Source organism: Burkholderia sp. Ax-1724, assembly GCF_011752995.1.
GTDB lineage: Bacteria > Pseudomonadota > Gammaproteobacteria > Burkholderiales > Burkholderiaceae > Paraburkholderia.
Genome location: NZ_VWWL01000005.1, coordinates 53749 through 79705, shown reverse-complemented (window position 1 = coordinate 79705; position 25957 = coordinate 53749). Strand labels below are relative to the sequence as shown.

At 66.0% G+C, this 25957-nt stretch carries 25 protein-coding genes; 6 read left to right on the top strand and 19 right to left on the bottom strand.

Annotation, left to right across the window (positions count from 1 at the left end):
• Window positions 1-60: 60 nt before the first annotated feature.
• On the bottom strand, window positions 61-1017 hold the full coding sequence (locus tag F3J19_RS07845; RefSeq protein ID WP_167039499.1) for an AraC family transcriptional regulator: 957 nt from the start codon (window positions 1015-1017) through the stop codon (window positions 61-63).
• A 102-nt stretch (window positions 1018-1119) separates the two neighbouring features.
• Here F3J19_RS07845 and F3J19_RS07840 point away from each other — a divergent pair, with 102 nt between their 5' ends.
• Entirely contained in the window at window positions 1120-2364 is a 1245-nt protein-coding gene (locus tag F3J19_RS07840; RefSeq protein ID WP_167039497.1) for a DUF1479 domain-containing protein, read from the top strand.
• Window positions 2365-2375: 11 nt separating this feature from the next.
• On the opposite strand, the gene F3J19_RS07835 is transcribed toward F3J19_RS07840, so the two are convergent.
• On the bottom strand, window positions 2376-3086 hold the full coding sequence (locus F3J19_RS07835) for a hypothetical protein (RefSeq protein ID WP_167039495.1): 711 nt from the start codon (window positions 3084-3086) through the stop codon (window positions 2376-2378).
• On the bottom strand, window positions 3083-4489 hold the full coding sequence (locus tag F3J19_RS07830; RefSeq protein ID WP_167039493.1) for a selenium-binding protein SBP56-related protein: 1407 nt from the start codon (window positions 4487-4489) through the stop codon (window positions 3083-3085). Before F3J19_RS07830 ends, F3J19_RS07835 begins: the two co-directional genes overlap by 4 nt.
• A 244-nt stretch (window positions 4490-4733) precedes the next feature.
• On the opposite strand from F3J19_RS07830, the gene F3J19_RS07825 reads away from it, so the two are divergent.
• Entirely contained in the window at window positions 4734-5531 is a 798-nt protein-coding gene (locus F3J19_RS07825) for a sulfotransferase (protein ID WP_167039491.1), read from the top strand.
• Window positions 5532-5639: 108 nt separating this feature from the next.
• On the opposite strand, the gene F3J19_RS07820 is transcribed toward F3J19_RS07825, so the two are convergent.
• The 4 genes from F3J19_RS07820 to F3J19_RS07805 all read right to left on the bottom strand — a co-directional run bounded on the left by F3J19_RS07820 (window position 5640) and on the right by F3J19_RS07805 (window position 9397).
• Window positions 5640-6527 carry an ABC transporter permease gene (locus F3J19_RS07820; protein WP_167039489.1) on the bottom strand — a complete coding sequence of 296 codons (888 nt, stop codon included), beginning with the start codon at window positions 6525-6527 and terminating at the stop codon, window positions 5640-5642.
• Complete coding sequence (locus F3J19_RS07815; protein WP_167039487.1) at window positions 6524-7372, bottom strand: ABC transporter ATP-binding protein; 849 nt, start codon at window positions 7370-7372, stop codon at window positions 6524-6526. Before F3J19_RS07815 ends, F3J19_RS07820 begins: the two co-directional genes overlap by 4 nt.
• A 69-nt stretch (window positions 7373-7441) precedes the next feature.
• On the bottom strand, window positions 7442-8494 hold the full coding sequence (locus tag F3J19_RS07810) for an ABC transporter substrate-binding protein (protein ID WP_167039485.1): 1053 nt from the start codon (window positions 8492-8494) through the stop codon (window positions 7442-7444).
• Between the two features lie 57 nt (window positions 8495-8551).
• Window positions 8552-9397, bottom strand: coding sequence for a TauD/TfdA family dioxygenase (locus F3J19_RS07805; RefSeq protein ID WP_167039914.1), 846 nt, complete (start codon window positions 9395-9397; stop codon window positions 8552-8554).
• 574 nt (window positions 9398-9971) lie between these two features.
• Between F3J19_RS07805 and sfnG the strand changes: the two genes are divergently transcribed.
• A complete protein-coding gene (gene sfnG, locus F3J19_RS07800; RefSeq protein WP_167039483.1) occupies window positions 9972-11078 on the top strand; it encodes a dimethylsulfone monooxygenase SfnG in 1107 nt (368 codons plus the stop codon).
• An 86-nt stretch (window positions 11079-11164) separates the two neighbouring features.
• Here the strand turns inward: sfnG and F3J19_RS07795 are convergent, their stop codons facing one another.
• The 12 genes from F3J19_RS07795 to F3J19_RS07740 form a co-directional block, all read right to left on the bottom strand.
• A complete protein-coding gene (locus tag F3J19_RS07795; protein ID WP_167039481.1) occupies window positions 11165-12160 on the bottom strand; it encodes an MxaL protein in 996 nt (331 codons plus the stop codon).
• A complete protein-coding gene (locus F3J19_RS07790) occupies window positions 12157-12735 on the bottom strand; it encodes a tetratricopeptide repeat protein (RefSeq protein ID WP_167039479.1) in 579 nt (192 codons plus the stop codon). Before F3J19_RS07790 ends, F3J19_RS07795 begins: the two co-directional genes overlap by 4 nt.
• Complete coding sequence (locus F3J19_RS07785) at window positions 12732-13718, bottom strand: vWA domain-containing protein (protein ID WP_167039477.1); 987 nt, start codon at window positions 13716-13718, stop codon at window positions 12732-12734. Before F3J19_RS07785 ends, F3J19_RS07790 begins: the two co-directional genes overlap by 4 nt.
• The gene (locus F3J19_RS07780) at window positions 13715-14611 is read right to left on the bottom strand and encodes a calcium incorporation protein MxaA (protein ID WP_345891010.1); all 897 of its coding nucleotides are present in this window, start codon (window positions 14609-14611) and stop codon (window positions 13715-13717) included. Before F3J19_RS07780 ends, F3J19_RS07785 begins: the two co-directional genes overlap by 4 nt.
• Before the next feature lie 113 nt (window positions 14612-14724).
• Complete coding sequence (locus F3J19_RS07775) at window positions 14725-15588, bottom strand: VWA domain-containing protein (protein WP_167039475.1); 864 nt, start codon at window positions 15586-15588, stop codon at window positions 14725-14727.
• A gap of 29 nt (window positions 15589-15617) precedes the next feature.
• The gene (locus F3J19_RS07770) at window positions 15618-16640 is read right to left on the bottom strand and encodes a MoxR family ATPase (protein WP_167039473.1); all 1023 of its coding nucleotides are present in this window, start codon (window positions 16638-16640) and stop codon (window positions 15618-15620) included.
• 300 nt (window positions 16641-16940) lie between these two features.
• Complete coding sequence (locus F3J19_RS07765; protein WP_205192684.1) at window positions 16941-17912, bottom strand: LysR family transcriptional regulator; 972 nt, start codon at window positions 17910-17912, stop codon at window positions 16941-16943.
• A gap of 41 nt (window positions 17913-17953) precedes the next feature.
• The gene (locus tag F3J19_RS07760; protein WP_240158832.1) at window positions 17954-18259 is read right to left on the bottom strand and encodes a carboxymuconolactone decarboxylase family protein; all 306 of its coding nucleotides are present in this window, start codon (window positions 18257-18259) and stop codon (window positions 17954-17956) included.
• Between the two features lie 221 nt (window positions 18260-18480).
• Window positions 18481-19176, bottom strand: a complete 696-nt coding sequence (locus F3J19_RS07755) for a hypothetical protein (RefSeq protein WP_205192682.1) — start codon at window positions 19174-19176, stop codon at window positions 18481-18483.
• A 50-nt stretch (window positions 19177-19226) separates the two neighbouring features.
• Window positions 19227-20138 carry a substrate-binding domain-containing protein gene (locus F3J19_RS07750; RefSeq protein ID WP_167039466.1) on the bottom strand — a complete coding sequence of 304 codons (912 nt, stop codon included), beginning with the start codon at window positions 20136-20138 and terminating at the stop codon, window positions 19227-19229.
• Between the two features lie 33 nt (window positions 20139-20171).
• Window positions 20172-20594: a c-type cytochrome gene (locus tag F3J19_RS07745; RefSeq protein WP_167039464.1), complete on the bottom strand. Its 423-nt coding sequence runs from the start codon at window positions 20592-20594 to the stop codon at window positions 20172-20174.
• 174 nt (window positions 20595-20768) lie between these two features.
• The gene (locus F3J19_RS07740; protein WP_167039462.1) at window positions 20769-22586 is read right to left on the bottom strand and encodes a methanol/ethanol family PQQ-dependent dehydrogenase; all 1818 of its coding nucleotides are present in this window, start codon (window positions 22584-22586) and stop codon (window positions 20769-20771) included.
• A gap of 426 nt (window positions 22587-23012) precedes the next feature.
• On the opposite strand from F3J19_RS07740, the gene F3J19_RS07735 reads away from it, so the two are divergent.
• The 3 genes from F3J19_RS07735 (at window position 23013) to F3J19_RS07725 (ending at window position 25946) form a co-directional block, all read left to right on the top strand.
• Complete coding sequence (locus F3J19_RS07735) at window positions 23013-23402, top strand: 4a-hydroxytetrahydrobiopterin dehydratase (RefSeq protein WP_167039460.1); 390 nt, start codon at window positions 23013-23015, stop codon at window positions 23400-23402.
• Window positions 23403-23801: 399 nt separating this feature from the next.
• The gene (locus F3J19_RS07730) at window positions 23802-24827 is read left to right on the top strand and encodes a beta-ribofuranosylaminobenzene 5'-phosphate synthase family protein (protein ID WP_167039458.1); all 1026 of its coding nucleotides are present in this window, start codon (window positions 23802-23804) and stop codon (window positions 24825-24827) included.
• Window positions 24828-25019: 192 nt separating this feature from the next.
• Window positions 25020-25946 (top strand): NAD(P)-dependent methylenetetrahydromethanopterin dehydrogenase, encoded by a 927-nt coding sequence (locus F3J19_RS07725; RefSeq protein ID WP_167039456.1) that lies wholly within the window; start codon window positions 25020-25022, stop codon window positions 25944-25946.
• Window positions 25947-25957 lie beyond the last annotated feature (11 nt).

The following is a 25957-nucleotide window of genomic DNA, read 5'->3' as shown; positions in this document are numbered from 1 at the left end:
ACGCGGGCGGCAAGCTCGCGGCATGAGGCAAGGCAGGTACTCGCCCATTCATGGCGCCGGCTATCGGCCACGCCTTGCCGCCCGTCGCCCTGTACTCAACGAAGGCGAACGCTCAGTCAGCGGCGGCACGGTTTCGTCTTCCGCCTGCCGTGTTCCCGTGAATTGCTGCCGGTATGCGGCCGGTGTCAGTGCCTTCGCTGTCTTGAACTGTCGGTTGAAATTGGCGACGTTCGCAAATCCCGAGCGTGTCGCGATCACCGAGACCGGCAAGCCCGTGCCGGTCAGCAGCCGACATGCATGACCGATCCGCACGCGCGCGATATAGCGCCCCACGCTCTCGCCGAGATGCTGTGTGAAGTGGCGCGTCAGCGAACGCTCCGAGAGACCCGATGCTTTTGCCAGCGTCGCCAGCCGCAACGGATGCGCGAACTGCGTGTCGATCAGCGCCAGCACGCGATTGAGCTGATCGGGCTGATAACCGGACGGCGCCCCCGTATGCGCATCGAATGCACCCGGCGACGCGAGCGGCGCCCCCGGCGTTTGCGCGAGCCAGTCCAGCACGTCGAGCACGGCCTTCAGACGTTCGCGCGGATCGGCCGACAGCAGCCGCTCGAGTTCGCCGCGCAAACGCGTTCCCGCGCCGTTTTCAAAAGCGAGCCCGCAGGCCGCGCGCCGCAGCAGATTGCATAAACCGTTGTACTCGGGACAGACGTCGGCGAGACGGCGTACCCAGGCGCCGTCGAACCAGATCACGATTGCGACCTGCGGCGCCGCTGCATCGATCGAACGATTCGACGCCCACGTATGCGGCAGATTCGGCGGCACGAGCACGAGATCGTCGTCGCCGTACACGGCCACCGAATCGCCGATGAACCGTTTGCCGCGACTGTTCATCGTCAGCGTCAATTCGTATTCCGGGTGATGGTGCCATTCGAACGGGATTCGCGGCAGACGCCGGTGGTACACCCGCACCGAACAGCTCGCACCGAAATCGACGCGCTCGTAGGCTGCCTTCATGACCGGATTCGCAAAAAGATTGGCCCGATCATATCACTGGCATGAGCTGCGCCGCAGTACGCTTTCGACATCGCCATCACCATCGATAACGGAGACGACGCCATGGCATTACAGATTGACGACCTGCCGGCAGCCATCGGAAAAGCCAAACGGGAACTGCGCGACAGGCTGCCCAATTACCGCGAGGTATTCGCCGAAGTCGAAGCGGCGATGACCCGCGAAGCGCAACAGATCGCGGCGCTGCGCGAACGCGGCGAAGCCGTGATTCCCGAGATCCGCTTCGCGGACATCGCGGCGAATCGCGTGAGCGCCGACCAGATCTCACTCGTCAAAGCGCGCGGCGCGTGCGTGATTCGCCAGGTGTTCGAGCGCGAACTCGTCGAGCAATGGGATCGAGATATCGCTCACTACGTCGAGAGCAACAACCTCGATGCGAAGCTGCTCAACCGCGCGGAAGACAAGTACTTCGGCCAACTCGCGTCGAGCAAGCCGCAGATTTACGGCGTGTACTGGTCGAAGCCGCAGGTACTCGCGCGGCAGTCTCCCGCGCTCACGCAGGCGCGCGTGTTTCTGAACCGCCTATGGCGCAGCGAAAGCGAAGGCCGCGTGCATTTCGACCCTGAGCGCGTGCCCGTTTACGCGGACCGTCTGCGCCGCCGGCCGCCCGGCTCGGCATCGCTGGGACTGTCCGCGCATTGCGACGGCGGCTCGGTCGAGCGCTGGATCGAAGCAAATTTCCGCGAGGTGTATCGACATGTGTTCTCGGGCAACTGGCGCGCCTACGATCCGTTCGATGCCGCCTGGCGAACCGAGGTCGAGGAAATTCCGTCGCCCGCGGTATGCTCGATGTTCCGCACCTTCCAGAGTTGGACCGCGCTCACGCCGCAAGGTCCCGGCGACGGCACGCTTCAGCTCGTACCGATCGCGAACGCGATGGCTTATATCCTGCTGCGCGCGTTGCAGGACGACGTCGCCGACGACGACCTCTGCGGCGCGATGCCGGGCCGCGCGCTGTCGATCAAACCTGAGTACCACGCGCCGCTATTTCAGGCCCTTTCGTCGATTCCGCTGATGCAGGCCGGCGACACGGTCTTCTGGCACAGCGACGTGATTCACGCGGTCGAGGACGCGCATCGCGGCAAGGGCTATAGCAACGTGATGTACATCGCGTCGGCGCCGTCGTGCGCGAAGAACGATGCCTATCTGAAGCGGCAACTGGCGAGCTTTTGTGACGGCACGAGCCCGCCCGACTTTCCGGCCGACCATTTCGAAGCCGATTTCGTCGGACGTGCAACGGCGGCTGACCTGACGCTGATGGGCCGCGAACAGATGGGCTTCGATCTGTAGCCCGAATCTATTCAGCCGCCGATGCCCGACATACCGGACACGCCGGGCATGCTACCCATACCCGCATTCAGGATCAACGACAACGCGCCAACCAGAATCAGACTCGACGCCCACAGCGCATCGAGATTGAACCAGCTGCGCGAGACGAACCGGAGCCCGAGGTAGCGATAGACGAGCCATGCAAGCCATCCACCGGCCATCATCATCGCGGCCGCGTGAATGACGGAGACCGATACCGCCATGCGTAGACTCGTTGCAATCAGCGTTCGCGCGGCCCGATGCGCAGCGTCGGGATCGTCGGCACGGCACAGACCGAGGTAGATCGGCACGAGCATGAGCCCGGCGCCATGCGCGAGCGCCACCGCGAACGACCAGAGCGCAAGACGCGACGGCGGAATTCTCGCGAGCACGCGCGGATGACGGCGCCGAATCAGCAAAACGATGCCGAAGCCGATCACGAGCACACTCGCGCCAACCTGTATTTCATGCTGCCACGCGAGCACGCCGAGCAGCATCGCGAATGGCAGCATCATCAGCAGAATCGCGAGGACGTGCCCCACGGCGAGATAGACGAGCGCGCTCCACAGTGCCTGGATGCGCCGCTCCATTAACGCATTCGACACGGCGAGCGGCCACCCCATCGCGGGATTGAGCCCGTGATACACACCACTCGCGAGGACGGCCAGCCACAGGCCGGTTTGCGGCGAAACGACGCCGCTCAAACGCCCACCGACGGGTAGCAGAACGAATCGGTCGAACAGTCGCCGCCTTCGAGCCGGATCTGATGCGCGCGGTAGCCGTCGGGAAACGTGACCCAGTAGTCGTCGGACAGCGTGAGGCCGCCGTTCGGCGCCGCGTGCGCCATCACCTGTACGCCGGGCACGCCGTCGGGATAGAACTGGTCGTCCCACGTCGAATAGAGCGAATTGGTCCAATAGACGCGTTGGCCGTCGCGACTGATCTCGACCATTTGCGGTCCGCCCGAGAAAGTTTTGCCGTTCGGATGCGGTGTGCGCCGCTCGATTCCGCCGATACGCACCGAGCCCGTCAGCTTCGTCTTGCGCGGTTCGCTCACGTCGTATTGGCGCATCTCGCCGGTTCCCCAGCAGGCAACGTAGAGGAATTTGTCGTCGATGGACAGATCGATGTCGGTGACGAGCGGCGGCACCGCGCCGAAGCCTCGCAGCAGCGGCGGCAATTCGTCGGCGGGCGCGGGTTCGGGCGGAATCGTCGCGGTCTTCTCGATGTGGAATGTCCCGCCTTCGCGCCACCACGTCCAGATCGAACCTTCGAGATTGGTCGTATCGACCACGACGCCGACAAAGCCGTACTCGCGGCTCGGATCGTGCGCGGGCCGCACTTCGAGCGCCATCTGATGATGCGCGCCGAGATCGAGTGTCTGCACGTTGCGCCGCGCGCGCAGATCCCAGAAGTGCACGCGGTGTCCGTACTTATTCGCGAGCAGATCTTCCGGCACGATACCGTTTTCGAATTGCGGCGGCAGTGCCCATTCGCTCGACACCATATAGTCGCGCGGCAGATTCCACCAGAAATCGTAGTGCTTTTCCTGCGCGCCGCGTTCGATCTCCCAGCGGCCGAGCACCTCGAACGTCTGACAGTCGATGATAAAAATCCCCGGCGGCCCTTCGGTGCCGTCCTTGCCCGCGCCACCGAGCGTGCTGACGTAAATGCCTTCCGGTCCGCAATGCACGGTGTGCGGACGCGAATAGCCGGTCTTGCGGAAGATTTCCTCGGGCTCGATGATCTTGTGGATCTTCGCCTGGGTCGGATGCGGCTTCGTATCGACGATATAGATGCGCGAAGAACGCATGCCCGGCACGATCAGATAGCGCCGTTCGAGAAACGCATGGCCGGTCAACGGCGAAAGCGCGGACGAACACGCGTTCCAGCCGAAATGATGAAACTCGTCGCCCTTGTACGGCACCTGCACCGTATGAACGACCTGGCTATACGTCGGCGAACCGGGCTTCACGTCGATCACGGCAAGCGCATCGGGCTGCGAAAAATCGGGACTCAGCAACGCCGTGTAGGCGTATTCCTCCGCTGGCGCGTCCATCGCGAGTTTCGGCGAGGCATGAAAAGTGGGATCGGGGCGCATTCCCATGGCGGCACTCTCCTTCTCCGTTAAGCGGGGGCATAACCTTAAATTTGTAGTCCAAGGCGCAGCCGGGGGCAACCGGAAATTTGCCCGTGCCGCCTTGTGCGCGGCGAACGGCGCGATGGTATGCCGCTTGCTCGCAGCAGATACATACAACGGCACGCGCAGCCGCTCAGAACGGTCACGCCCGCGTCAGGTTCTCGCCATCTGTCGTGCGTATGCTGTGAACGATGAATGCTCAGGATGACATATGGACTCTTCCCCGCTTTTCATCGTCGGTTCGCCGCGATCCGGCACGACCTTTCTCTGCTCCGTCCTCAACGTTCATCCGCTCATTCAATTGACCAACGAATGCCGGATTTTCGCGTTGCTCAAGAACACGCTCGAAGCGGGCGGCACTCGGCCCGATCTGCTCGGCGTGGCCCAGCGCGAGCACTTTCGCCATTTCTGCCGTCGCACGCTGGGGCCGTGGGTCGAGCGTTTCTATCGCGAAGAACTCGGCATGACTGCACCGATCTGGGGCGACAAGCATCCGTCCTATGCCGACCCGACCGTGCTGTCGGGACACGCCGGTTCGATCGAACGTCTGCCGCGTTCGGGGTCGTGTCTGCGCTTGATACGCGAATTGCTGCCGCAGGCGCGCTTCATTCATATTCACCGCGATCCGCGCCACGTCGCCAATTCGCTGCTGCGCAAGCACTGGATCGGCTCGATCGAAGACGGCATCCGCGTCTGGGAGCAATACGTGAACGAGATCATCGGCTTCTTCGCCGAGATTCCCGCGGACCGCGCGCTCAACGTGTCGTATCGCCGGGTGATCGAAGACCCGCGCACGACGGCGGCAAGCATCGGCACGTTTCTCGACGTGGCCGATGCGTCGCCGATCAGCGACTTTCTCGTCTCGCAGCACCGTTGTCCGACGCCATTCAGCGATCCGGTGACCGATATCGCCGATCTGTACGTGGTCCCCGACGAACCCGCCGACGACGACAAACTGCTCGCACTGGCGGGCACGGCGGCGACGCATCTGGGCTATGCGGCGGCGTGAGATAGCGGCGTGAGGCAGTAGGCAGTGGCCTAAGACAGCGACATAAGACGGCAGAATAAGCCGCCGACGCGCGGCCCACTCACGACACACCGCCCCCCTGCGCGCCCCTTACTGCTGCACACCCCAGCGCCGCACTGTCACGCGTTCGAGCGTATCGAACACGAGATGCTCGACCAGCAAACCAATCACGATCACGGCGGCCAGCCCCGCGAAAACACGATCCGTGTACAACTCGTTGCGATTCTGGAAAATGTACCAGCCGAGCCCGCCGCTGCCGGAACTGGCGCCGAACACGAGTTCGGCCGCGATCAGCGTGCGCCACGCAAACGCCCAGCCCACGCGCAGGCCGGCCAGAATCGACGGCAAGGCGGCCGGCACCAGAATCAGCAGCACGTGGCGCATGCCCGTCAAACCATAGTTGCGCCCGGTCATGCGCAGCGTGGCCGGCACCGCCTGAAAGCCCGAGTACGTATTGAGCGCGAGCGGCCACAGCACAGAATGCACGAGCACGAACAGCAGGCTGCCGGTGCCGAGGCCGAACCAGAGCAACGCGAGCGGCAGCAAGGCGATCGACGGCAACGGGTTGAACATCGCGGTCAGCATCGACAGCAGATCGCGCCCCACGCGGGTCGACACCGCGAGCGACGTAAGCACGAAAGCGAGCGCGGCCCCGAGCAGATAGCCGCGCAGCAGCACGGATAGCGACACCGCAGTCTTCACGAGCAGTTCGCCCGACCACACGCCCTGCACGAATGCGCTGAACGTCGCGCCGAAGGTCGGCAGCAGCAGATCGTTGTCGATGATGCGCGCGGCAACTTCCCATGCGCCGATCAGCACCAGCGCAATCAGCGTCTTGCGCAACCAGCCCTGCGCGAACAGACGCGTTGCCGGCGACAACGGCGCTTCGGGCGCGAGCGAGTCAGGCAGTGCAAGCGATTCGAGCGGCCGCTCATATTCGTCGCGAACCGGCGGCCATAGCGTAGCGGGCGTACTCATTGCACGATCTCCGTCGTCTCGTTCTGTTCGGTCGCTTCGGTTTGCTCGAACAGCAGGTGATGAATGCGCGCGACGCTGCGCTGAAAATCGGCACGCCCGAAGCTGTCCTGCGAATACTGATGGCTATTGAGCTCGGCACGCACGCGGCCCGGATGCGGCGACAACAACAGAATCCGGTTGCCGACCACGAGCGCCTCCTCGATCGAATGCGTGACGAACAGCAGCGTGAAATTCACCTCTTCCCACAGCCGCAGCAGTTCTTCCTGCATCTTGCGGCGCGTGAGCGCATCGAGCGCGGCGAACGGTTCGTCCATCAGCAGCACGCGCGGCTGCATCGCGAGCGCGCGGGCAATCGCGACGCGCTGCTTCATGCCGCCCGACAACGTATGCGGATAAGCCTGCGCAAACGCGGCAAGCCCGACCTTGTCGAGATAGTGCAACGCGCGCTCGTGGGCTTCGGCTTTCGAGAGCTTCCGCGCGACGCGCAGCGGAAACGCGACGTTCTGCGCGACCGTCTTCCACGGCGGCAACTGATCGAACTCCTGGAACACGACGATGCGATCGGCGCCGGGGCCGCGCACGCGTTGACCGTCGAGCGTGATCGCACCCGCGCTCGGCTCGATAAAGCCGGCCACCGCCTTGAGCAGCGTGGACTTGCCGCAGCCGGACGGCCCCAGCAGCACGAAGCGGTCGCCGCCGTAGACGTCGAAGCTCACGTCGTGGGTCGCGCGCACGAGCCGCTCGCGCGTGCGGTATTCGAGGCTCACGTTTTCGACCGTGAGCAGCTTGCCGCTGGTCGCCGGCGCGGCGTGCTCGGGAAACAGCAGGGTAGGATTGGCCGCCATCAGAGCCCCCCCTGCGAGAGCGTCGGATCGATAAGCGGTGTCGTGCCTGATTTCATGTTCAACCTCGATTCAACTTCCGGCGGCCGTCGCCGGATCGTCGAAGAAATAGTCCTTCCAGGAAGCCGGTTCGTTCTTGATAACACCGACGCGATGCATGAACTGCGCGAGCCCGAACGTGTTCTGCGGCGCGACCTTGAACTGCACCTGCGGATTCGTGATGATCTTCACGAGCAGATTGCGATCGATCTTCGACTGGTTCGTGCGGATATAGATATCGGCCGCGGCCTGCGGATTCGCGTTGATAAATTGCGCGGCGTCGGCCAACGCGGCGACGAACGCGCGATACGTCTTCGGATTCCCGTTGCGGAATTTTTCGGTGGCGTAGAGCACCGTCGCCGAACTCGGCCCGCCGAGCACGTCGTACGAATTGAGCACGATATGCGCCTTCGGATTGCCGGCCAGTTCCTGCTCCTGAAACGGCGGGTTGCCGAAATGCCCGGTGATTTCCGTGCCGCCCGCGATGATCGCCGCGGCCGCGTCGGGATGCGGCAACGCCTGCGTGTAGGGGTCGAGCCGGTTGTAGTCCTTGTCGCCCCACCGTTTGGCCGCCGCGTATTGCAGCACGCGCGCTTGCACGGAAACGTTCACGGCCGGCAATGCGATGCGGTCCTTCTCCGTGAAATCGGCAATCGTCTTCACGTTGGGGTTGTTGCTCACGAGGTAGTACGGCAGATTGCCGAGCGACGCGACGCCCTTCACGTTCTGCCGGCCGCGCGTGCGGTCCCAGATCGTCAGCAACGGGCCGACGCCGGCCCCGGCGATATCGACCGCGCCCGACAGCAGCGCGTCGTTGATCGCCGAGCCGCCCGAGAGCTGGACCCAGTCGACCTTGATGTCGAGCCCTTCCTTGCGCCCTTCCTTCTCGACGAACTGCTGGTCGCGCGCCACGTTGAGCAGCAGATAAACGATGCCGAACTGCTCGGCGACACGAATCCGGCCTTCGGCATGCGCGGGCGCAGACACAGAGAAACCCGCGGCGCCCATCGACAGGCTCAGCAATAACGCCGTGCAACGGCGGGCAAACGACGGCCGCGCGGCGGTCGAACGAAAACGGAACGGCATTGAAACTCCAGTCGGCGTGCGGTGCGATCGGTGTTGGGGTGATGAAAGACGTGACGCTCAGAACGGCGCATCGCCCTCGATCGTCGTGCGATACAGCTTGCGGCGCAGATGATCGGGCGTGCCGGCCGCGAGATGCATGAGCGAGCGGTTGTCCCAGAACACCATGTCGTGCTCGGCCCAGCGATGCCGGTACAGATGCTCGGGGCGCACGCTGTGCGCGAACAGTTCCGCGAGCAAGGCTTCGCTCTCGTCTTCGGGCATGCCGATGACGCGCGTCGTGAAGTGCTCGCTGACGAACAGCGCCTTGCGGCCCGTCTCCGGATGCGTGCGCACGATCGGATGCACGACCGGCTTCACCTGGGCGATCTGCTCGGCGGACAGATTTGGCCGCCACGGGCTGCGCTGCTGCAATTCCGCGTATTTCGCGAGGTAGGTGTGTTCGGCCGCGCGCCCTTCTACCGCCTCACGCAGATGCGCGGGCAACGTGTCCCACGCGAGGTGCATGTTCGCGAACAGCGTGTCGCCGCCTTCCGCGGGCAACTCCTGCGCATGCAGCAGCGAGCCGAGGCTCGGCTTGTCCTTGTACGACAGATCGGAGTGCCAGTAGTGACCGGCGTCGCCGAGGCCGATCGGCTTGCCGTTCTCGACGATGTTCGACACCACCAGCACCTCGGGGTGGCCCGGCAACCCGAACTGATGCAGCACATGAATCTGCAGCGGACCGAAGCGGCGGCTGAAGGCGATCTGCTGCTCGGGCGTGATGCGTTGCTCGCGAAACACGAGGACGTGGTGTTCGAGATGCGCGCGGTGAATGCGCGCGAAGTCGTCGGCGGCAAGCGGCTGGGCGAGATCGAGACCGAGCACTTCGGCGCCGAGCGGGCCGTCGAACGCGCGAATCTCGATGTGCTGGCTGGCATGGAAACGGGCGGCGGCGCCGGCCGGCGGGGTAGCAAAGGTGCCGCGCGCGGCGGAAGCGGTAGTCGTCACGGGAAGCTCGTCGTCGGAACTGTTCAGCGGACACCAGGGGAGCGAAGCCCCCAAGGCGCGTTCAGTCAGACGAATTTACCGGCCCGCGCACGCAAAGCCAACGAAGCAAATCCGATACGGTTATCTGCTGGAGTGATAAACCCGATGCTGCAACGCGTCGCGGGCCGTCGGCGCCATTTGCGCGCGTTCGTTTTTTACCGCCAGGAGCGTCGGCAACCGCGCCGCGCGTCCCAACGCGGCGGCCTCGTGCCGCGCGAGCCTCACCCGCTGCTCACCCGTTATTCACCCCAGCCCCACGCCATAGCGCCAAACCTGCTTTGATTCTGAACTTTTATTGGTTCGCTTCGGCGTGCCCGCTCGCTACATTGAACAATCGTCGGCGCGGGTCCCACGGCTCCTGACAGGCTCGTTACAGGTCCTGTCCGATCCCATCCATCACAACGCACCGCGCGCCGCCCGCACCGTTCCATCACTTCATGAGGTAATTCGCATGAGCCATTCCCTCTCGCATGACGACGCCGTGAAGTTCGCCTACTGGGTGCCCAACGTGAGCGGCGGCCTCGTCGTCAGCACGATCGAGCAGCGCACCGACTGGCGCCTCGAATACAACCAGAAGCTCGCGCAAACCGCCGAGCGGGCCGGCTTCGACTACGCGCTGAGCCAGATCCGCTTCACGGCCGGCTACAACGCCGAGTATCAGCACGAGTCGGTATCGTTCAGCCAGGCCTTGCTGCACGCGACCACGAAGCTCAAGGTGCTGGCGGCGATCCTGCCCGGTCCGTGGAATCCGGCCGTGGTCGCCAAGCAGATCGCCACGATCGATCACATCTCGAACGGCCGCATCGGCATCAACGTCGTGAGCGGCTGGTTCAAGGGCGAGTTCACCGCGATCGGCGAGCCGTGGCTCGAACACGACGAACGCTATCGCCGCTCGCACGAATTCATCGAGGCGCTCAAAGGCATCTGGACACAGGACAACTTCACGTTCAAGGGCGACTTCTATCGCTTCAACCAGTACACGCTGAGTCCCAAGCCGGTGCAGAAGCCGCACCCCGAGATTTTCCAGGGCGGCAGTTCGCGCGCCGCGCGCGACAACGCCGCGAGCGTGTCGGACTGGTACTTCACGAACGGCAACACGCCGGACAACCTCAAGGCGCAGATCAACGACATTCAGGCGAAGGCGGCGAAAAACCATCACACGGTACGCATCGGCGTAAACGCATTCGTGATTGCACGCGATACCGAGGAAGAAGCGCGGGCCGTGCTCGACGACATCATCCGCCACGCTCACGTCGAGGCGGTCGATGCGTTCGGCGATGCGGTCCGGCAGGCCGGCAAGGCGTCGCCCGAAGGCGAAGGCAACTGGGCCAAATCCACTTTCGAAGACCTCGTGCAATACAACGACGGCTTCCGCACGAATCTGATCGGTACCCCGCAGCAGATTGCCGAGCGCATCGTCGAACTGAAGTCGGTCGGCGTCGATCTCGTGCTCGCCGGCTTTCTGCACTTCATCGAGGAAGTGGAGTACTTCGGCAAGCGCGTGCTGCCGCTCGTGCGCGAACTCGAAGAGAAGCAGCGCGTGAAGCAGGCTGCGTAAGCACGGCCGCGTGGTCCCACCCATGCCGAACGACAGGTGTCGCGCGCGACGTTCAGCGCGGCACTCAGCTCAGCGCAGCACAGTGCTCATTCAACCCGAGGCTTGCGCGCCCCCGCTGCCGCCCCAAAGCGCCAAACGGTCGTCCCGATGCGTTGACGGCCCGCGCGCAGCCGTTGCCAGGCCACATCGGGCACGAACCGCACGACCAGCAGCACCAACGCGAGGAGCGCCGGAATCCAGCGCAAATCGCTCGGCACCGGTTCGCGGCGGGCGAAGCGCGGGTCGAGCAGCGCATCGCCCAACGAAGCCGTGGTCCAAAGCCGGTGATAGTCGAGGCCCGTTTGCCCGGCCACCGACGCTAGGTACTGGCCGCGCAGTTCGGACAACTCCTCGTGCGTCTGCGCGTTCGTGGCAGACCCCGGCGTGTCCGGCACCTGGATCACGTCGTCGGCCTGCCAGTAGCCGATGCGGTTGCCGTCGGCGTCGCTCTTCGGAATCGCCGCTGGCTGATCGCCGCCCACGCCGATCAGCCAGCCCCGGATGCGCGCGGGATTGATACCCGGCATCAACGCGCGCGATGCCGACACGGGCGGCGCTTCCTGCCCGTCGGTCACGAAGACGATCGCCGCGTTTTCGCCGACGTCCTGCGCAACGCGCACGGCCGAGTAAACGCCGCCTTCGGCAATACGGCTCCAGTTGGTCCAGCGCATGCGCCCGTCGATACCGTCGAGCGAGACAAGCAGTGCGTCATAGTTCGCGCACACCTCGACGGGCGGCAGCAACAGCAAACTGCGCTGCCCCGTGAACACGCTCCAGCCGATCTTCGAGCCGCACGGCAGGCGGCCGAGCGCGTCGCGCATCGCGGCCTGCGCGAACCTCAGTCGGCTCACCGGTTCGCCGTTCAGGCTGACGTCCTCGACATTCATGCTCTGCGTGATGTCGAACGTCACGATATAGCTGAACGCGGCGCGCGGCAGCGTCACGTCCGGCATCGCCACCGCCGCGATCAGCGCGACGAGCGCGAGCGGCGTCAGGCCGTGGCGCAGTCTCGCGAAACCGCGCTCGCGCATGGCGCCGCTCATGGCAAATCCTGGCTCTGCGGGTCGCGCAGCTTGATGTTGTGCTGCTCTTTCACATCGGGCAGCGTGGGCGCGGACTGCGTCTCCGGTGCGAGCCAGAGCGCGCGTTCGAGGTTGTAGCGCACATCCCAGTCGTCGGGCGCGGCGCGCAGCGCCATCCGGTAGCGCGCCTTCGCCTCGCCGATCATCGCCAGCGATCTGACTGCTCGCGCCTCGCCGTCGCCACCGCTGCCTTCGCGCAGATACATATTGCCGAGATCGAACAGCGCCGCAAGACCGATCCCGTCGAGCCGCCCCTCGTGGATCAGGCCGTTGTAGAGCCGTCCCGCCGCGTCGTAGGCGCCCGCTTTCGAGAGCGCCATCGCACGCGCGAGCTGCACCTGCGGCGGCTCATCACCGCCACGGCCGCCATCCGCGCCCGCATTCGCGGCCTGCGCGACGCCCGGCGCCTGCGTCACAGCCGCGATCGCCTGCTCGACCTGCCCGGCATGCCGAAGCCGCATGCCGCCATACGCGGCCCACGCGGCACAGCAGATCGCGACAGTGCCGAACGCGGCGTGAATCCATCTGCGTTTCATGCCCAGCTCCTGACCTGAAAGAGACGCAGCCCGACCAGAACCGCCACGCACACCAGCGCGACCGCGAAGCAATACGGACTCCAGTCCTGCCTCGGCAAATGTTCGATAAACGTCGTCGGCGCGTTCTGCTGCCGGTTGATCTCGGCGATGGCCGCCATCATGCCCTTCGCGTCCTCGGCCTGAAACAGCCGGTAAGGCGTCTTGAGCGAAAGGAAATAGCGATGCAACTCCGCTTCCGCCGACGACTCGCCGGCGGGCAGCCGCGCATTCAGATCGGGGCTGAACACGCTGCTGCGCAGATAGATGAAGTACAGCGCGAGCTGGTTGCGTTGCAGGCCCTCGCGAATGCGCCGCTGCACGGTTTCGTCGAGCCGTGCGCCGCCATCGGAAACGAGCACGATCGCGCGGCGCCCCGAGGTGGGCCGGCCCTCGAACTGGGCGATGGCCGCGAGCATGCCGCGATCGAGCTGCGTATCCGGCATGCCGCGACCGATCGCGGTCGCGGCAACCGCCTGCTCGATCACGCGATGGTTGTACGTGAACGGCATCGCGAGAATCGGGCTCGTGCCGAACATCATGAACGCGAGCCGGTCGTTGGGACGCTGCCCGATAAAGCTCGTCAGCGAGGCGCGCGCCACCTTGTTCTTCGACTCGCCGCGCGGCGACTCGACGCCCTTGCTGCCCATCGGCTCGTCCATGCTCGCGCTGCGATCCATCAGGATCAGAATCTGCGCGCCGCTGCCGGTGCGCTGCACCTGTAGCTGCGAACGACCCGGCCCGGCGAGCCCGACCACGATCGCCGCGATCGCAAGCACGCCGCAAGCGCGCGCGAGCCGGCCGGCCCAGCGTCCGACGCGATCGACCGGCAGCCATGCGACGCTCGAAAACACGAGCGTATCGCTGCGCCGCGGCAGCAACGGCAGCACGGCGAGCGGCAGCAGAACCAGCAGCCACGGCCAGTCGAAATCGAGCGCCATGGTCATCGCTGATGGCGCCGTTCGGCCCGATACAGCGCGCGGCACAGCGCCTGCAACGGAAACTCGGCGGCAGGCGGCGCGGGCGCGAAGAAACGCTCCGCCGACACCTGATAGAAGCGTTCGAGCTGCGCGCGCAGCGGTTGCAGATGCGGCGCGCGCGCGAAGAGGCCAGGTAGCGAGCCCGCATGCACGACCTGCCCGGCCGTTTCGTTGAGCGCCTGATGCAGACAGAACCAGGCATCGCTCGAAGCCGCCGCCTGCGGGTCCGCGAGTCCCTGCATGCGCCGCCATGCGCGCGCGAACGGCAACCGCGCCGACTCGCGCCGATTGCGCCAGCCCCACCAGCCGGCCCACGCGAGCAGCGTCGCCAGCAACAGGCCGAGCGCCCACGCGATCTGGCGGCGCAGGCCGGCCGTCGTCGGCAAGGGTGCCGCGCGATCGGGCCGCAACGGCAGCAGATCGCCGCCGGCAAACGGATTCGCGGGCGTCAGCGGGCCGATGCTCGCGGGCCATTCGGCCACCTGCAGTTGCTGGCCGGCGGCCGAACTCAGCGTCAACGCGGGCAGCGCGATTTGCGTGAGCGTCTGCGGCGCGTTGACGACCTGATACGCGATCACCATCCACTGGCGGCCGTCCGCATCGGTTTCGAGCGACACGGGCCGGCGTTCGAGCCAGAGACCAGTGCGGCCGACCGAAGGCGGCGTGACCACGCCGAGGTCCTGGCCGTTGGCCTGCAATAGCACGCGTTGCGTCAGCACGTCGCCGAGTACGTAGCCGAATGCGCGGGGCTCCTGCACGGTGGCGATGACGGTCGCGGTCGTGGCGGCTGTGGCTGTGGCGGCCGTCGCCGCGTTGCCGCTCAGCGCAAACGCGGCATACACGGCAAACGCAGCAAACACAGCACATGCAACACTTGCAACACCGGCTGCCACCAGCCGCGACGCGCGCCGCGCCGGCTCCTTCAACGCACGGATGAAGCCGCATCGAAGCGCACGCCGAAGCCCGCACGATCTCATGCCGTCATCTCCAGAAAGTAGCGCGACATCGCTTCGGGATCGAACCCGCCTTCGACATAGAACGGCCGGATGCCGCGCGCGCCGAACACGCCGGCCAGTTCCTCTCGGCGGCGCGCGACCCCATCGCGCCAGCGCTCGCGCATATCGCCGCGCAGCCACACCATGCGCTCCTCGCCCGACTCGGCATCGTTGACGGCCAGCAGCGACGCATGACGCGGCGGCGCGATCTCCGCCTCGTCCCACACGACCATCGGCACCACGCAGGCATGTACGAGCATGTCGAGCACCGGCGACAGTTGCGCGAGCGGCCAATGAAAGTCGGACACCACGAACACGAGCGCCTGGCGTCCGGCAAGACGCGTCACGCAGCGGTGCAATCCTTCGCGCGCGCCGCGCCCGGCCGCATGGCTCGTACACTCGCGCAGCATCGTCGCGAGCAGATGGCCCATGCCGCGGCCATTGCGCGCGGGCACGAAGAGATCGTCGCGCTCGCTCGCATCGAATGCGAGCATGCCGAGCCGGTCGCCGACGCGAAACGCGCTGTAGCCGAGCGCCTCGACGAAATCGGCGGCCACGTGCAGCTTGGTCTGACGCGAGCCGAACCGCATCGACGCCGAGACGTCGACGATCACGATCACCTGCACCGCCACGCGTTGCAGATGGACCCGCACGAGCCATTCCGAGCGCGCCGCGCGCAGGCTCGCACGCAGATCGAGACGGCGCGGGTCGGGATAGTCGAACAGCCGCCCGTGCATCGCGAACTGCTGCCCCGAGCCGAAGCTCGCGCCTTGATGCGAACCGGGCCGCGCGCCGCCCGCGCGTATCGGCAAACGGTAGTGGAATTCCGCGGTGCCGTTCATGATCCGGATCGGTTCCAGGGCCCGTGCGTTCAGCGCGGCACCGCGACCTTGGCCATGATCTGCAAGATCAGCGCCTCGGCGAGTTCCTGGCGGCGCAACTCGTAGATCGGCGTGAAGAACACGCGATGCCCGAGCGCCGGCAGCAGCACTTCGTGAATGTCCTCCGGTATCAGATGCGAGCGGCCCGCGAGCCATGCGACCACGCGCGCGGCGCGCAATAGCGCGCTCATGCCGCGCGGGCTCGCGCCCGCGAGAATCAGTTGCTGCATGTCGACGCCGTCGAGCGTGATGCCGAAGCGCAGCGGCGTTTCCGTCGCCTGCCAGATGTCGAGCACGTAGCGCTCGATCGCCTCGCTCGCCTGCACGCCCTGCTGGATCGCCGCGCCGATCGCGTTCAACTGCTGCCACGGCACGACCGACGCCGTCAGTTGCGAGAGCAGGCGGTCGACGTCATGAAACGCCGTGTCGAATACGAGCGCGCGCCGCGCGTCCTCGTCGGCGGGCGTCGGCATGTTCAGCTCGAACAGGAAGCGGTCGCGCGCGGCCGAAGCCAGTTCGAAGGTTTCTTCCTTCTCGACCTTGTTGCGGTCCGCGAACACGGTCATGTGCGGAAAACGGTGCTCGCGGCCGAACGCGAGCACCGAACGCTCGGCCATCGCGCGCAGCAGGAGCGACTGCACCTGCGGACGCGCGCGGTTGATCTCGTTGAAGAAGAAGGTGGTCAACTGCTCGCCGTGCCGCAAGAGCGGGCCCGGTTCGATGCGCGGCTTGCCGTCGGCGTCGACATAGGTGTGATAGACGAGGTCGCCCGGCATCAGGTCGATCGTGCCTTCGACGCGCTCGAACTCGCCGCCGACCACGTGCGCGAACGCCCGCAACACCGTGGTCTTGCCGACCCCGACCCCGCCTTCGAGCAGCACGTGACCCCGGGCGAACAGCGCAACGTTGATGAGCCTCAGGGTCTGCTGCTGGCCGATGACGACCTTGGCGACTTCGTTTTCGATCTGCTGGGCGTGAGAGCGCCAGTCCTGAAGCTGCTCGCCGGAACTCATCGCTGCGATCTCCTCCGGGTGGATGGTGGGCTTGCCTGTGCCTGCGCGCAGGCCTTGCTCGCGTGCCTGTGCGTGTAACTGTTCGCGATCCTGCCGGCCTCGCCGCGTGCCGCGCTCGCAGCTCGCCGGCATCGGGTCAAGCACGGTTTGTGCCGATCGCGCCCATGCGCGGCACGAGGTATGTCGCTTGCGAATATCTGTCAGGAATACTTGTCAGCCTGTCACGGCATGCGGGTACACACTGTGCCATCGGCGATAGCGGCGCACGTGAAGCTCATACGCGCTGAACAAAGCCGGCACCTATCCCCGCCCCGTGCCGGCCGCAGGCTTCGCCAACCGGTTCGCGAATTCCGCGTACTCGCGCTCCAGATGCGTCGCCGCATGGTCGAGCAGAAACTGGCGGAACATCGTCGTGGTCGGCGAAAGCGGCTTCGTGCGCAGATGCACGATCTGCCAGGTGCGCTCGATGGGTGTGCCGTTCACGTCGAGCAGCGCGATCTCGCCGGTGCGCAGTTCGAGCAGCAGCGTATGCAGCGAGATCAGGCTCACGCCCATGCCCGCCATCACGGCCTGCTTGATCGTTTCGTTGCTGCCGAGCGTAACGACCTTCGCGGGCGTGAAGAGGTGCTGGCGAAACATCGTCTCGGCGGCCATGCGCGTGCCCGAGCCCGGTTCGCGCAGCAGGAACGTATCGCCGCGCAGCTCCTGAAGATCGAAACGGCGCGCGCCGCACAAGGGATGATCGAGCGGCGCGATCACGACCTGCGGATGGCTCGCGAGCGGCTCCGTGGTCGTGTCGAGTTCGGGCGGCGGGCGGCCCATGATCGCGAGGTCGATCGCGTTGTCCTGTAGAAGCCGCAGCAGCGCATCGCGATTGCCGACCGAAAAGTGCACGTCGACCTTCGGGTACAGATGCGAATAGAGCGCGAGCAGTTTCGGCGCGAAGTAGGTCGCGGAACTGACGATGCCGACGTTGATCGAGCCGCTGTCGGCCTGCTTGAGCGACATCATCGCGTCTTCGGCGTCCTTGATTTCGCCGAGGATGCGGCTCGCTCGATGCGTGAGCACCTCGCCCGCCTCGGTGAGCGTGAGCTTGCGCGCGACGCGTTCAAACAGACGCAGCCCGACCGCGTCCTCGAGTTGGCGGATCTGCATCGACACGGCCGGCTGCGTCAGATGCAGTTCCTCGGCCGCGCGCGCGAAACTCGTGTAGCGGCTCGCCACGACGAAAATCTGCAACTGCCGCAGGGTCAGCGTGCGAATGAAATTCAGCTTGACCCGGTTCGTCGCGAAGCGCCCGCCCGGCATCGGAACTAGCCGCTCTGCTGGCCGAACGCGTCGAGCGCGCGCGCCGAATAGACGAGCGCCGCGCCCGCATTCATGGCGATCGCCACCGAGAGCGCTTCGGCCACCTCTTCGCGGCTCGCCCCGGCGCGCGCGGCCGCCGCGCTATGCACGGCGATGCAGCCGTCGCAACGGGTCGTCACGGCGACCGCGAGCGAGATCAGCTCGCGCGTTTTCGCATCGAGCTTGCCGCCCTTGGCGGCGGCGCCGTCGAGCGCCTGGTAGCCCGCCAGGGTGGCCGGCGTGGCGGTGCCGAGTTGGCCGATGGCCGCCATCAGCTTCGGTGTGTAGTCCTTGGTGTCGATCAGCATGCGTAGGCTCCAATGCGAGGATCAAACGGGGTGAGGGTGGTGGCGGAAAAACGCCGCGAACCGCGCATGCATGCGTAAGCACAGGCAAACGCGTGAGCACGTGCGAACACACATGCGCATGCGAACCCGCCCGGCACGCGTACAGCACGATCACGCGGCAACGCAGCGGCGCGTGCCGCACCCGTTCAACGGCTCGCCCTCGGCGCGTTCGACGGCTTGACCGGCGCCTGCCCCGGCGGCAACTTGCGCAGCACCGACTGGAAGCTCAGCGTCTCCGTGTGCGCCGGATGCGCGAAGTCGTTGTTCGGCCCCGGCACGTCGGTGCGAATCTGCATGACCTGGCCGGGCACGTCGTCGGCGAGCAGGAATGTGTAGCGCTTTCCGGTGTATTGCGCGAAACGCTCGGCGTTCGGATCGTTCAGATAAGGCTGCACGACGATGCGCCGCGCTCGGACCTGCTTGCCGCCGACCTCGCCCGGCACGGTCTCGATGCGCGGCCCCGCCGCGAGTGCAAGGCGCAGGCGCTGCTGGAAATAGCGGCGCTGGCCGCCTGTCAGGCCCTGCATCTCCGCGATGTCGTGCTCCAGAAAATAGATGATCGCCGGATTGCACTGCAGCCCGCCGATCGGCAACGCGACGCTGCCGCTATGGTCCGAGACCTGCGCGTCGCCCTTCGCGTTGTCCTCGCTCACCACGAGCACCTTGATGGTGTCGGCGCTATGCGACGGCTGCCTGGAATCGATCAGCGCGTAATCGAGTTCGGTCTGCGCGGCGACGCCATGCAGATGATCGGTCAGGAAGATCAGACGCTCGGCCGGCGTGATGTCGTCGCCGGCCGCCGCCCATGCCGCGGACGGCATGACCGCCAGCACCCCCGCCATCCCCAGCGCCACGGCGCCGAGCGCGCGCAGCCACGCGCGCCGCGGCGGCCTCACTGGGTCGCGTCGCCCGGCTTCGGCGCCGGCACGTCGACCGGTTTGAGCATCGGCACCTCGTAGGTGGCGAGGATGCCGTCGATCTTCTCGTGATTCGCGCCGATCCATTGATCCACCTTGTCCTTCCATGCCTTCTCGCCGTAACGCACGCCCATCGAGATCGTATAGTCGAAGCGGATGCCGGGCCCCGCCGGGAACGGCACGAGCCGGACTGAATCGCCGGCGCGCTTCGCAAAGTAGCCGGCAATCGGCCCCCACAGGAACACCACGTCGACGTTGCCCGCGCGCAGGTCCTGCTCGATCATCTGCCCCGGGTATTCGGCCGGATCGCCGCTTTGTACGCGGTACGACACGGCCTGGTCGATCAGGTTATGGCCGAGCAGCCAGTCCACGGCTGGCGTCTGCGTAAAGATGCCGAAGCGCAGCTTGTGCAGCACGTCGGGCGGCAGCTTGAGCAGATCGTCAGGTGTCTTGATGTTCGCGAACTCGGGACGGTTCGGCAGCACCATCGCATAGGTCGAGCGCAGATACGGCTGCGTCGTCGAGGTCATGTCGTAGCCCTTCGGCACGCCGATGATCAGGTCGCACTTGAAGCGCTCGCTGCCCTCCTCCTTCTCGCGCAGCGTGTGGCGCACGAAGCCCATGCGCTGCGGAAAATACGTGTATTCGAGCTTGTAGCCGAAATCGCTCGCCATCTGACTCGCGATGCGGTTCTCGTAGCCCTCGCCCTTGTTGTTCGACAACGGCATGTTGTTCGGGTCCGCGCACACTCTGAGCACGCCGTCCGCGCCGTCGTTGTTCGGCAGCGCCGGGCCGTCCGCCCGGACCGCGGCGCTGGCGAGCGCCGCGCAACAGAGCGCGCCGGCGATAACGGCGACATGCACGGACATGCTTCTCTTATCACGCATCGTGAGCCTCCGGAAGAATGACAGCGCCACGCGTTATTTGGCGTCGATGGCTTGCAGATCGCCCGGCTTGATCTGCCCATCGGAGCGACCCTTCAGATACGCATACAGGTTTTCCCAGTTCTTCTGCATCATCTGGCTCGAACTGAAATCGGGCATGCCCTTGGCCACCCGTCCGCCGAACACCGTGCGGTGAAACTCGTCCTTGTCGAGCGTCTTGAACGCGTCGATCAGCGACGGCCCGACCATGCCCTGTTGCTGCGCGCCGTGGCAGCGTTCGCAAGCGAGCGCGCGCCAGGTTTTCCATCCCAGCAGCGTCGCGCTGTCGACCTTGTTGCCGTCGACCACCTTGTACGCAACCTGCTGCGCACTCGGGGCATTGTTCTGGGCGTATCCGGCGGGCAGCAGAACGAACGCGGCGGGCAACGCCGCGAGCAACAGGATTGATCGGCCTTTCATGCATCTGTCTCCTGGTTGGGCGCGCCCCCGGTTTCATCGACTCATCCGCAAACGGGGCGCGCGGGGTAATGCGTGGGTCCAGCAAGGCTGACGAAACGGCCGGTGCACTGTATCGAATACAACCCATGCGCCGGCCGTGCCCGTGCAGATGGCCCCGCTCGTTCAACGCCTCATTCAGCTCTTTTCGTTAGGAATCGCGAACACGAACAGCGTGCCGCCGAGCGCCGTGTACTTCGCCAGCTCACGATAGCCGCCGACCGCGCCGAGACCTTCGTTCGACTTTTCCAGACCGGCTGCCATGCCGATGCCGGCCCAGCCGCCGATGCCCGAGTACACGCCGACATACTGCTTGCCCTGGTACTCGTAGGTGAAGACGTTGCCGATGATTCCCGACGGCGTCTTGAAGCGCCACAGTTCCTTGCCGTCCTTGATGCGGACCGCCTTCAGGTAGCCTTCGAGCGTGCCGTAGAAGGCGATGCCGCCGCCGGTGGCGAGCACGCCCGACCATACCGAGAACTTCTCCGGCTTCGAGTAGAGGATCTTGCCCTTGCTCGCGTCCCACGCGATGAAGTTGCCCATCGCATTGTTCTCGTTCGGGCCCGGATACATCGACAGCGTCGCGCCGACATACGGCTGGCCCGACACGTAATCGACATCGAACGGTTCGTAGTCCATGCAGACATGGTTGGTCGGCACGAGGAACATGTTCGTGTTCGGATCGAACGCGGCCGGCTGCTGGTCTTTCGAGCCGAGCGCGGCCGGACAGATGCCCTTCACGTTGTGGTCGGAACCGGCCGCCTGGGTCGAGTAGGCCGCGTTGCGAATCGGCAGGCCGCTATGCAGATCGACGCGATCGGCCCAGTTCACCGCCGGGTCGTACTTCTGCGCGACCAGCAGCTGTCCGGTTTCGCGATTGAGCGTATAGCTGAAGCCGTTGCGGTCGAAGTGAACGATCGCGGGCACCTTCTTGCCGTCGATGGTGAGGTCCGACAGGATCATCTCGTTGACGCCGTCATAGTCCCATTCGTCGTGCGGGGTCATCTGGTAGACCCAGCGGGCCATGCCGGTATTCAGGTCGCGCGCGAAGATCGACATCGACCACTTGTTGTCGCCCGGGCGTTGCGTCGGGTTCCACGTGCCCGGATTGCCGGTGCCGTAGTAGACAAGGTTCAGCTTCGGGTCCCACGCATACCAGCCCCACGTGGTGCCGCCGCCGAGCTTCCACTGGTCGCCCTTCCACGACTTCAGCGACGAATCCGCGCCCACCGGCACCATCTTGCCGTCGGCATACGTCATCGTCTTTTGCGGGTCGAGCAGCATTTCGTTGTCGGGGCCGGTGCTGTACGCGGTCCAGACCGGCTTGCCGGTCTTGATGTCGTAAGCGATCAGACGCCCGCGCACGCCGAACTCGCCGCCCGAGATGCCGGTCAGCACCTTGTCGCCGAATACGTGCGGCGCGTTGGTGTTGGTTTCGCCCGCTTTCGGGTTGCCGTTCTGCGCGGTCCACACCACCTCGCCGGTCTTCGCGTTGAGCGCGACGAGCTTGGTGTCGGCCTGTTGCAGGAAGATCTTGCCGTCACCGTAGGCGAGGCCGCGATTCACGGTATCGCAGCACATCACGGAGATGACCTGGTCGTCCTGTTTCGGTTGATACTGCCAGAGGAAGGTCTGATCCTTCAGGTTGATCGCGATCACCTTGTTGGGGAACGGCGAGTGGATGTACATCGTGTCGCCGATCACGAGCGGCGCGCCTTCGTGGCCGCGCAGCACGCCGGTCGACATGGTCCATGCGACCTGCAGCTTACCGACGTTGCTCTCGTTGATCTGCTTGAGCGGACTATAGCGGTGATTCGCATAGTCGCCCGCCTGGGCCGCCCAGTTGGCGGGGTTTTTCATCAGTCCGTCAAGCTGCGAATCGGCCTGTGCAGCCAGCGAGCTAAAGGCTGCCGATGCGAGGATCGCGAGCCCAAGAACCACAGTGCGTAAGTTCATGTCTCCTCCAGAATTGTCCTGCTGTTCAACTCACGAATGACCCACGCTACCTCGTCGCATCGTGCGCGCCTTCTCGAGTACAGGTAACGATCGGAACGCCCTATCCCGATTCGATGTCGGGCTTCGCGGCGCATGAACGGCCAACGCATATTCCATGCCGGAAATGCGCCGGGGTGGCGCGGCATGCCGGCCGCGAGCGCGAATGCGCGGCGTGCGGGTCGCGTCACGGCGGGTCTCACGGCAGGTGTCGTGGCGCTTGTCACGGCGTGTGTCATGGCACTTGCGCCGCTCGCGCGCCACCCGTTTGCGCGCGCCGCGGAGCAACCCTGGGGTGGTTGCGTCACGGAAAGCGGCACATACTGTGTCACTTCCGGGATGCGCAACGTGTCCTTTGCCCGGCAACGGGCGACCGAGGAGCAAACAGTCATGGCACACACAGAGAAGGTCTATTCCGACGACGAGATCAAACAACGCCTCGCCGGCCCGCTCGAACACTGGTATTACGAGGACGGCTGGCTGCGGCGCAAGTACCGGACCGAAGGCTGGAAAGGCACGCTGATGGTGGTCAATACGGTCGGCCATCTCGCGGAAGCCGCGTGGCATCACCCCGATCTGACGGTCTCCTATGCATTCGTGATCGTGAAGCTGATGACGCACAGCGCGAAGGGCATCACCGACAAGGACTTCGCGCTCGCCACGAAAATCGAGTCGGTGATCCACTGGCAGCCGGGCCTCGAAGGCGGAGCGCTCGAAGGCACGCCGGCCGACGACCAGCGCTTCCGCTATATCAAGTACGACGCGCCGAAGGCGGGGTAAGGCGGTTGCGGGGGCGGGGCCCGCCTCATGCCTCATGCTTGACACCTCACGCAACCCCGCACCGCATCGTCCGATGAAACAGCGGGTGACACAGTGCACCTTCGGCGTCACATAGCGTCCATTCCCGCGCGGGACAGCGCGGCGCGCAACGCGCCGCACGCCGGGTCCCCCGGCCGCCGGTTTTCCCGGCACGGTCCCCGCACATCCGCGGCAAATTCTCGGCACATCCAGCCAGGCCGCGCTTCGCGCGCGCCTGGTACGGCTTCTGCTTGAAGTCCTCGGCGCGCCGCCGCGACGGCCCACGCCGCATTCACGGACGCCCTTGCGCCGGCATCTGCTCAAGCATCTGCCGAGGCGCACACCACGCCTACCTGCCAGGGATACCTAAGGACACTCGAGATGCCGCTCCAGCTTCGCCGACTCCAGCCCTGCACGGCCATCACGATCGACGCGCCCGCGCGCCTGCATCTGGGTTTTCTCGATCCGAACGCGTCGCTCGGACGCGCGTTCGGCAGCCTCGGCCTCGTCATCGACGCCGAGGGCACGCGGCTCGAAGCACGGCTCGCGGAGCGCGAGCGCATCGACGGCGCGATCGGCGCGGCCGAGCGCGAGCGCATCGCGCTGTGCCTCGCGCGGCTGCAAGCGGCCTACGGCCCGGCAACGCTCGCGATCGACGTCGTGCGGGCGCCGCGTCCGCACTCGGGCCTCGGCTCCGGCACGCAACTGGCGCTAGCGGTCGGCACCGCGTTCGCGCGCCTCGCCGGCCAGCCGGCGACGAGCGCCGAACTCGCACGCCTGCTCGGCCGCGGCGCGCGCTCCGGCATCGGCATTCTCGGCTTCGATTCGGGCGGCCTGCTGCTCGACGGCGGGCCGGCCGGCGATCTGCGCCAGAGCATGCCGCCGCTGCTCTCGCGCCAGCCGTTTCCGGAGTCATGGCGCGTGCTGCTCGTCAGCGACAACGCCCGCGAGGGTCTGCACGGCGCGCAGGAGCGGCGCGCGCTCGCCTCGCTCGCGCCGTTCCCGCAGCGGCTTGCCGCGCACCTGTGCCACCTCGTGCTGATGCGGATTCTGCCCAGCGTCGCCGAGCACGACTTCGCGCCGTTCGCGCGCGGCCTCAGCGAAATGCAGCAGACCATCGGCGAATATTTCGCGAGCGCGCAAGGCGGCGTGTTCGCGAGCCCCGACGTCGAGCGCGTGCTGCGCGCGGTCGCGGCCGAACGCGTCGCCGGCATCGGTCAGACGTCGTGGGGACCGACCGGCTTTGCGATCCTCGCCAATGCCCGCGAGGCCGACGCCGCGCTCGCCACCGCGCGCGCGGCGGCAGGCGGCATGCCGCACCTCGAATGCGCCATTGTCGCGGGCCGCAATAGCGGCGCGGCGATCCGCGAGGCCGACGCGCATGCGCCGCGCATCGACGCCGCATGATGCGCGCACTGTGCACGCTACGCGCCGGAGGGCCGGTGGTGCTGCCGGTCCAGGTGGCGTCTCCGCTGCCATCGAGCGCGGTGTACGCGCCGCCAACCGGGCCTGTGCGCTGCCGCCACGCCCCATATCGCGCGCGCTGTCACGCCCGACACCGCGCCGTCCACGAAATTGCCACTGAAACGAGCCCTCGTCATGTCAGAAACCATTGAAAGGCCCTACATCCTGCACATGTTCACGGCCACGCCGCAGATGAGTCCGTTCGACGTCAACATGGCCGCCGACGCCGGCTATCAGGTCATCGTGCCGTATTGCGGCGTCGAGGCCGGCATGGTCGCGAACCTGACCCAGGACGCGATCTTTTCGCGCGGCCCGAAAGGCGTATCGCGCACCGGCATCTTCATCGGCGGACGCGATGTGATGCAAGCCGCCGACATGCTCGACACCGCGCGCCGCGCGATGGTCCCGCCGTTCGAGGTCTCGGTGTTCGCCGATCCGAGCGGCTCGTACACGACCGCCGCCGCGCTCGTCGCGCTGGTCGAGCGGCATCTCGGCAAGCAGCACGGCGTGGAACTCGGCGGCAAGCGCGTGCTGATTCTCGGCGGCACCGGCGCGGTCGGGCGCATCGCGGCGGCGATCGCGGCCTCGCGCGGCGCCGACGTGACGATCGCGAGCCACCACGACCGCCAGCGCGCGCTGCACGCCTCGGCCGAACTGAACCAGCGCTTCGGCATCGTCACCGGCGGCATCGGCACCACGACGCCGGACGAACTGCGCGGCGCGCTCGCCGAGACCGAGATCGTGCTCGCCACCGCCGTCGCGGGCGTGCAGGTGATCGGCAGCGGCGATCTCGCGCATGCGAAGCGCCTGCTCGTCGCCGCCGACGTCAACGCGGTGCCGCCCGAAGGCATTGCCGGCGTCAACGTGATGAACGACGGCAAGCCGATCGACGGCGTGCCGAACGCGGGCGCGATCGGCATCGGCGCGCTGGCGATCGGCAACGTCAAGTATCAGGTCGAGCACCGGCTCTTCATGCGCATGCGCACGGGCGGCAAGCCGGTCTATCTCGGCTTTGCGCAGGCGTACGACGAAGCCCGCGCGGTCGCGGCCGGCCTCGGCTGAGCGCTCGCCGC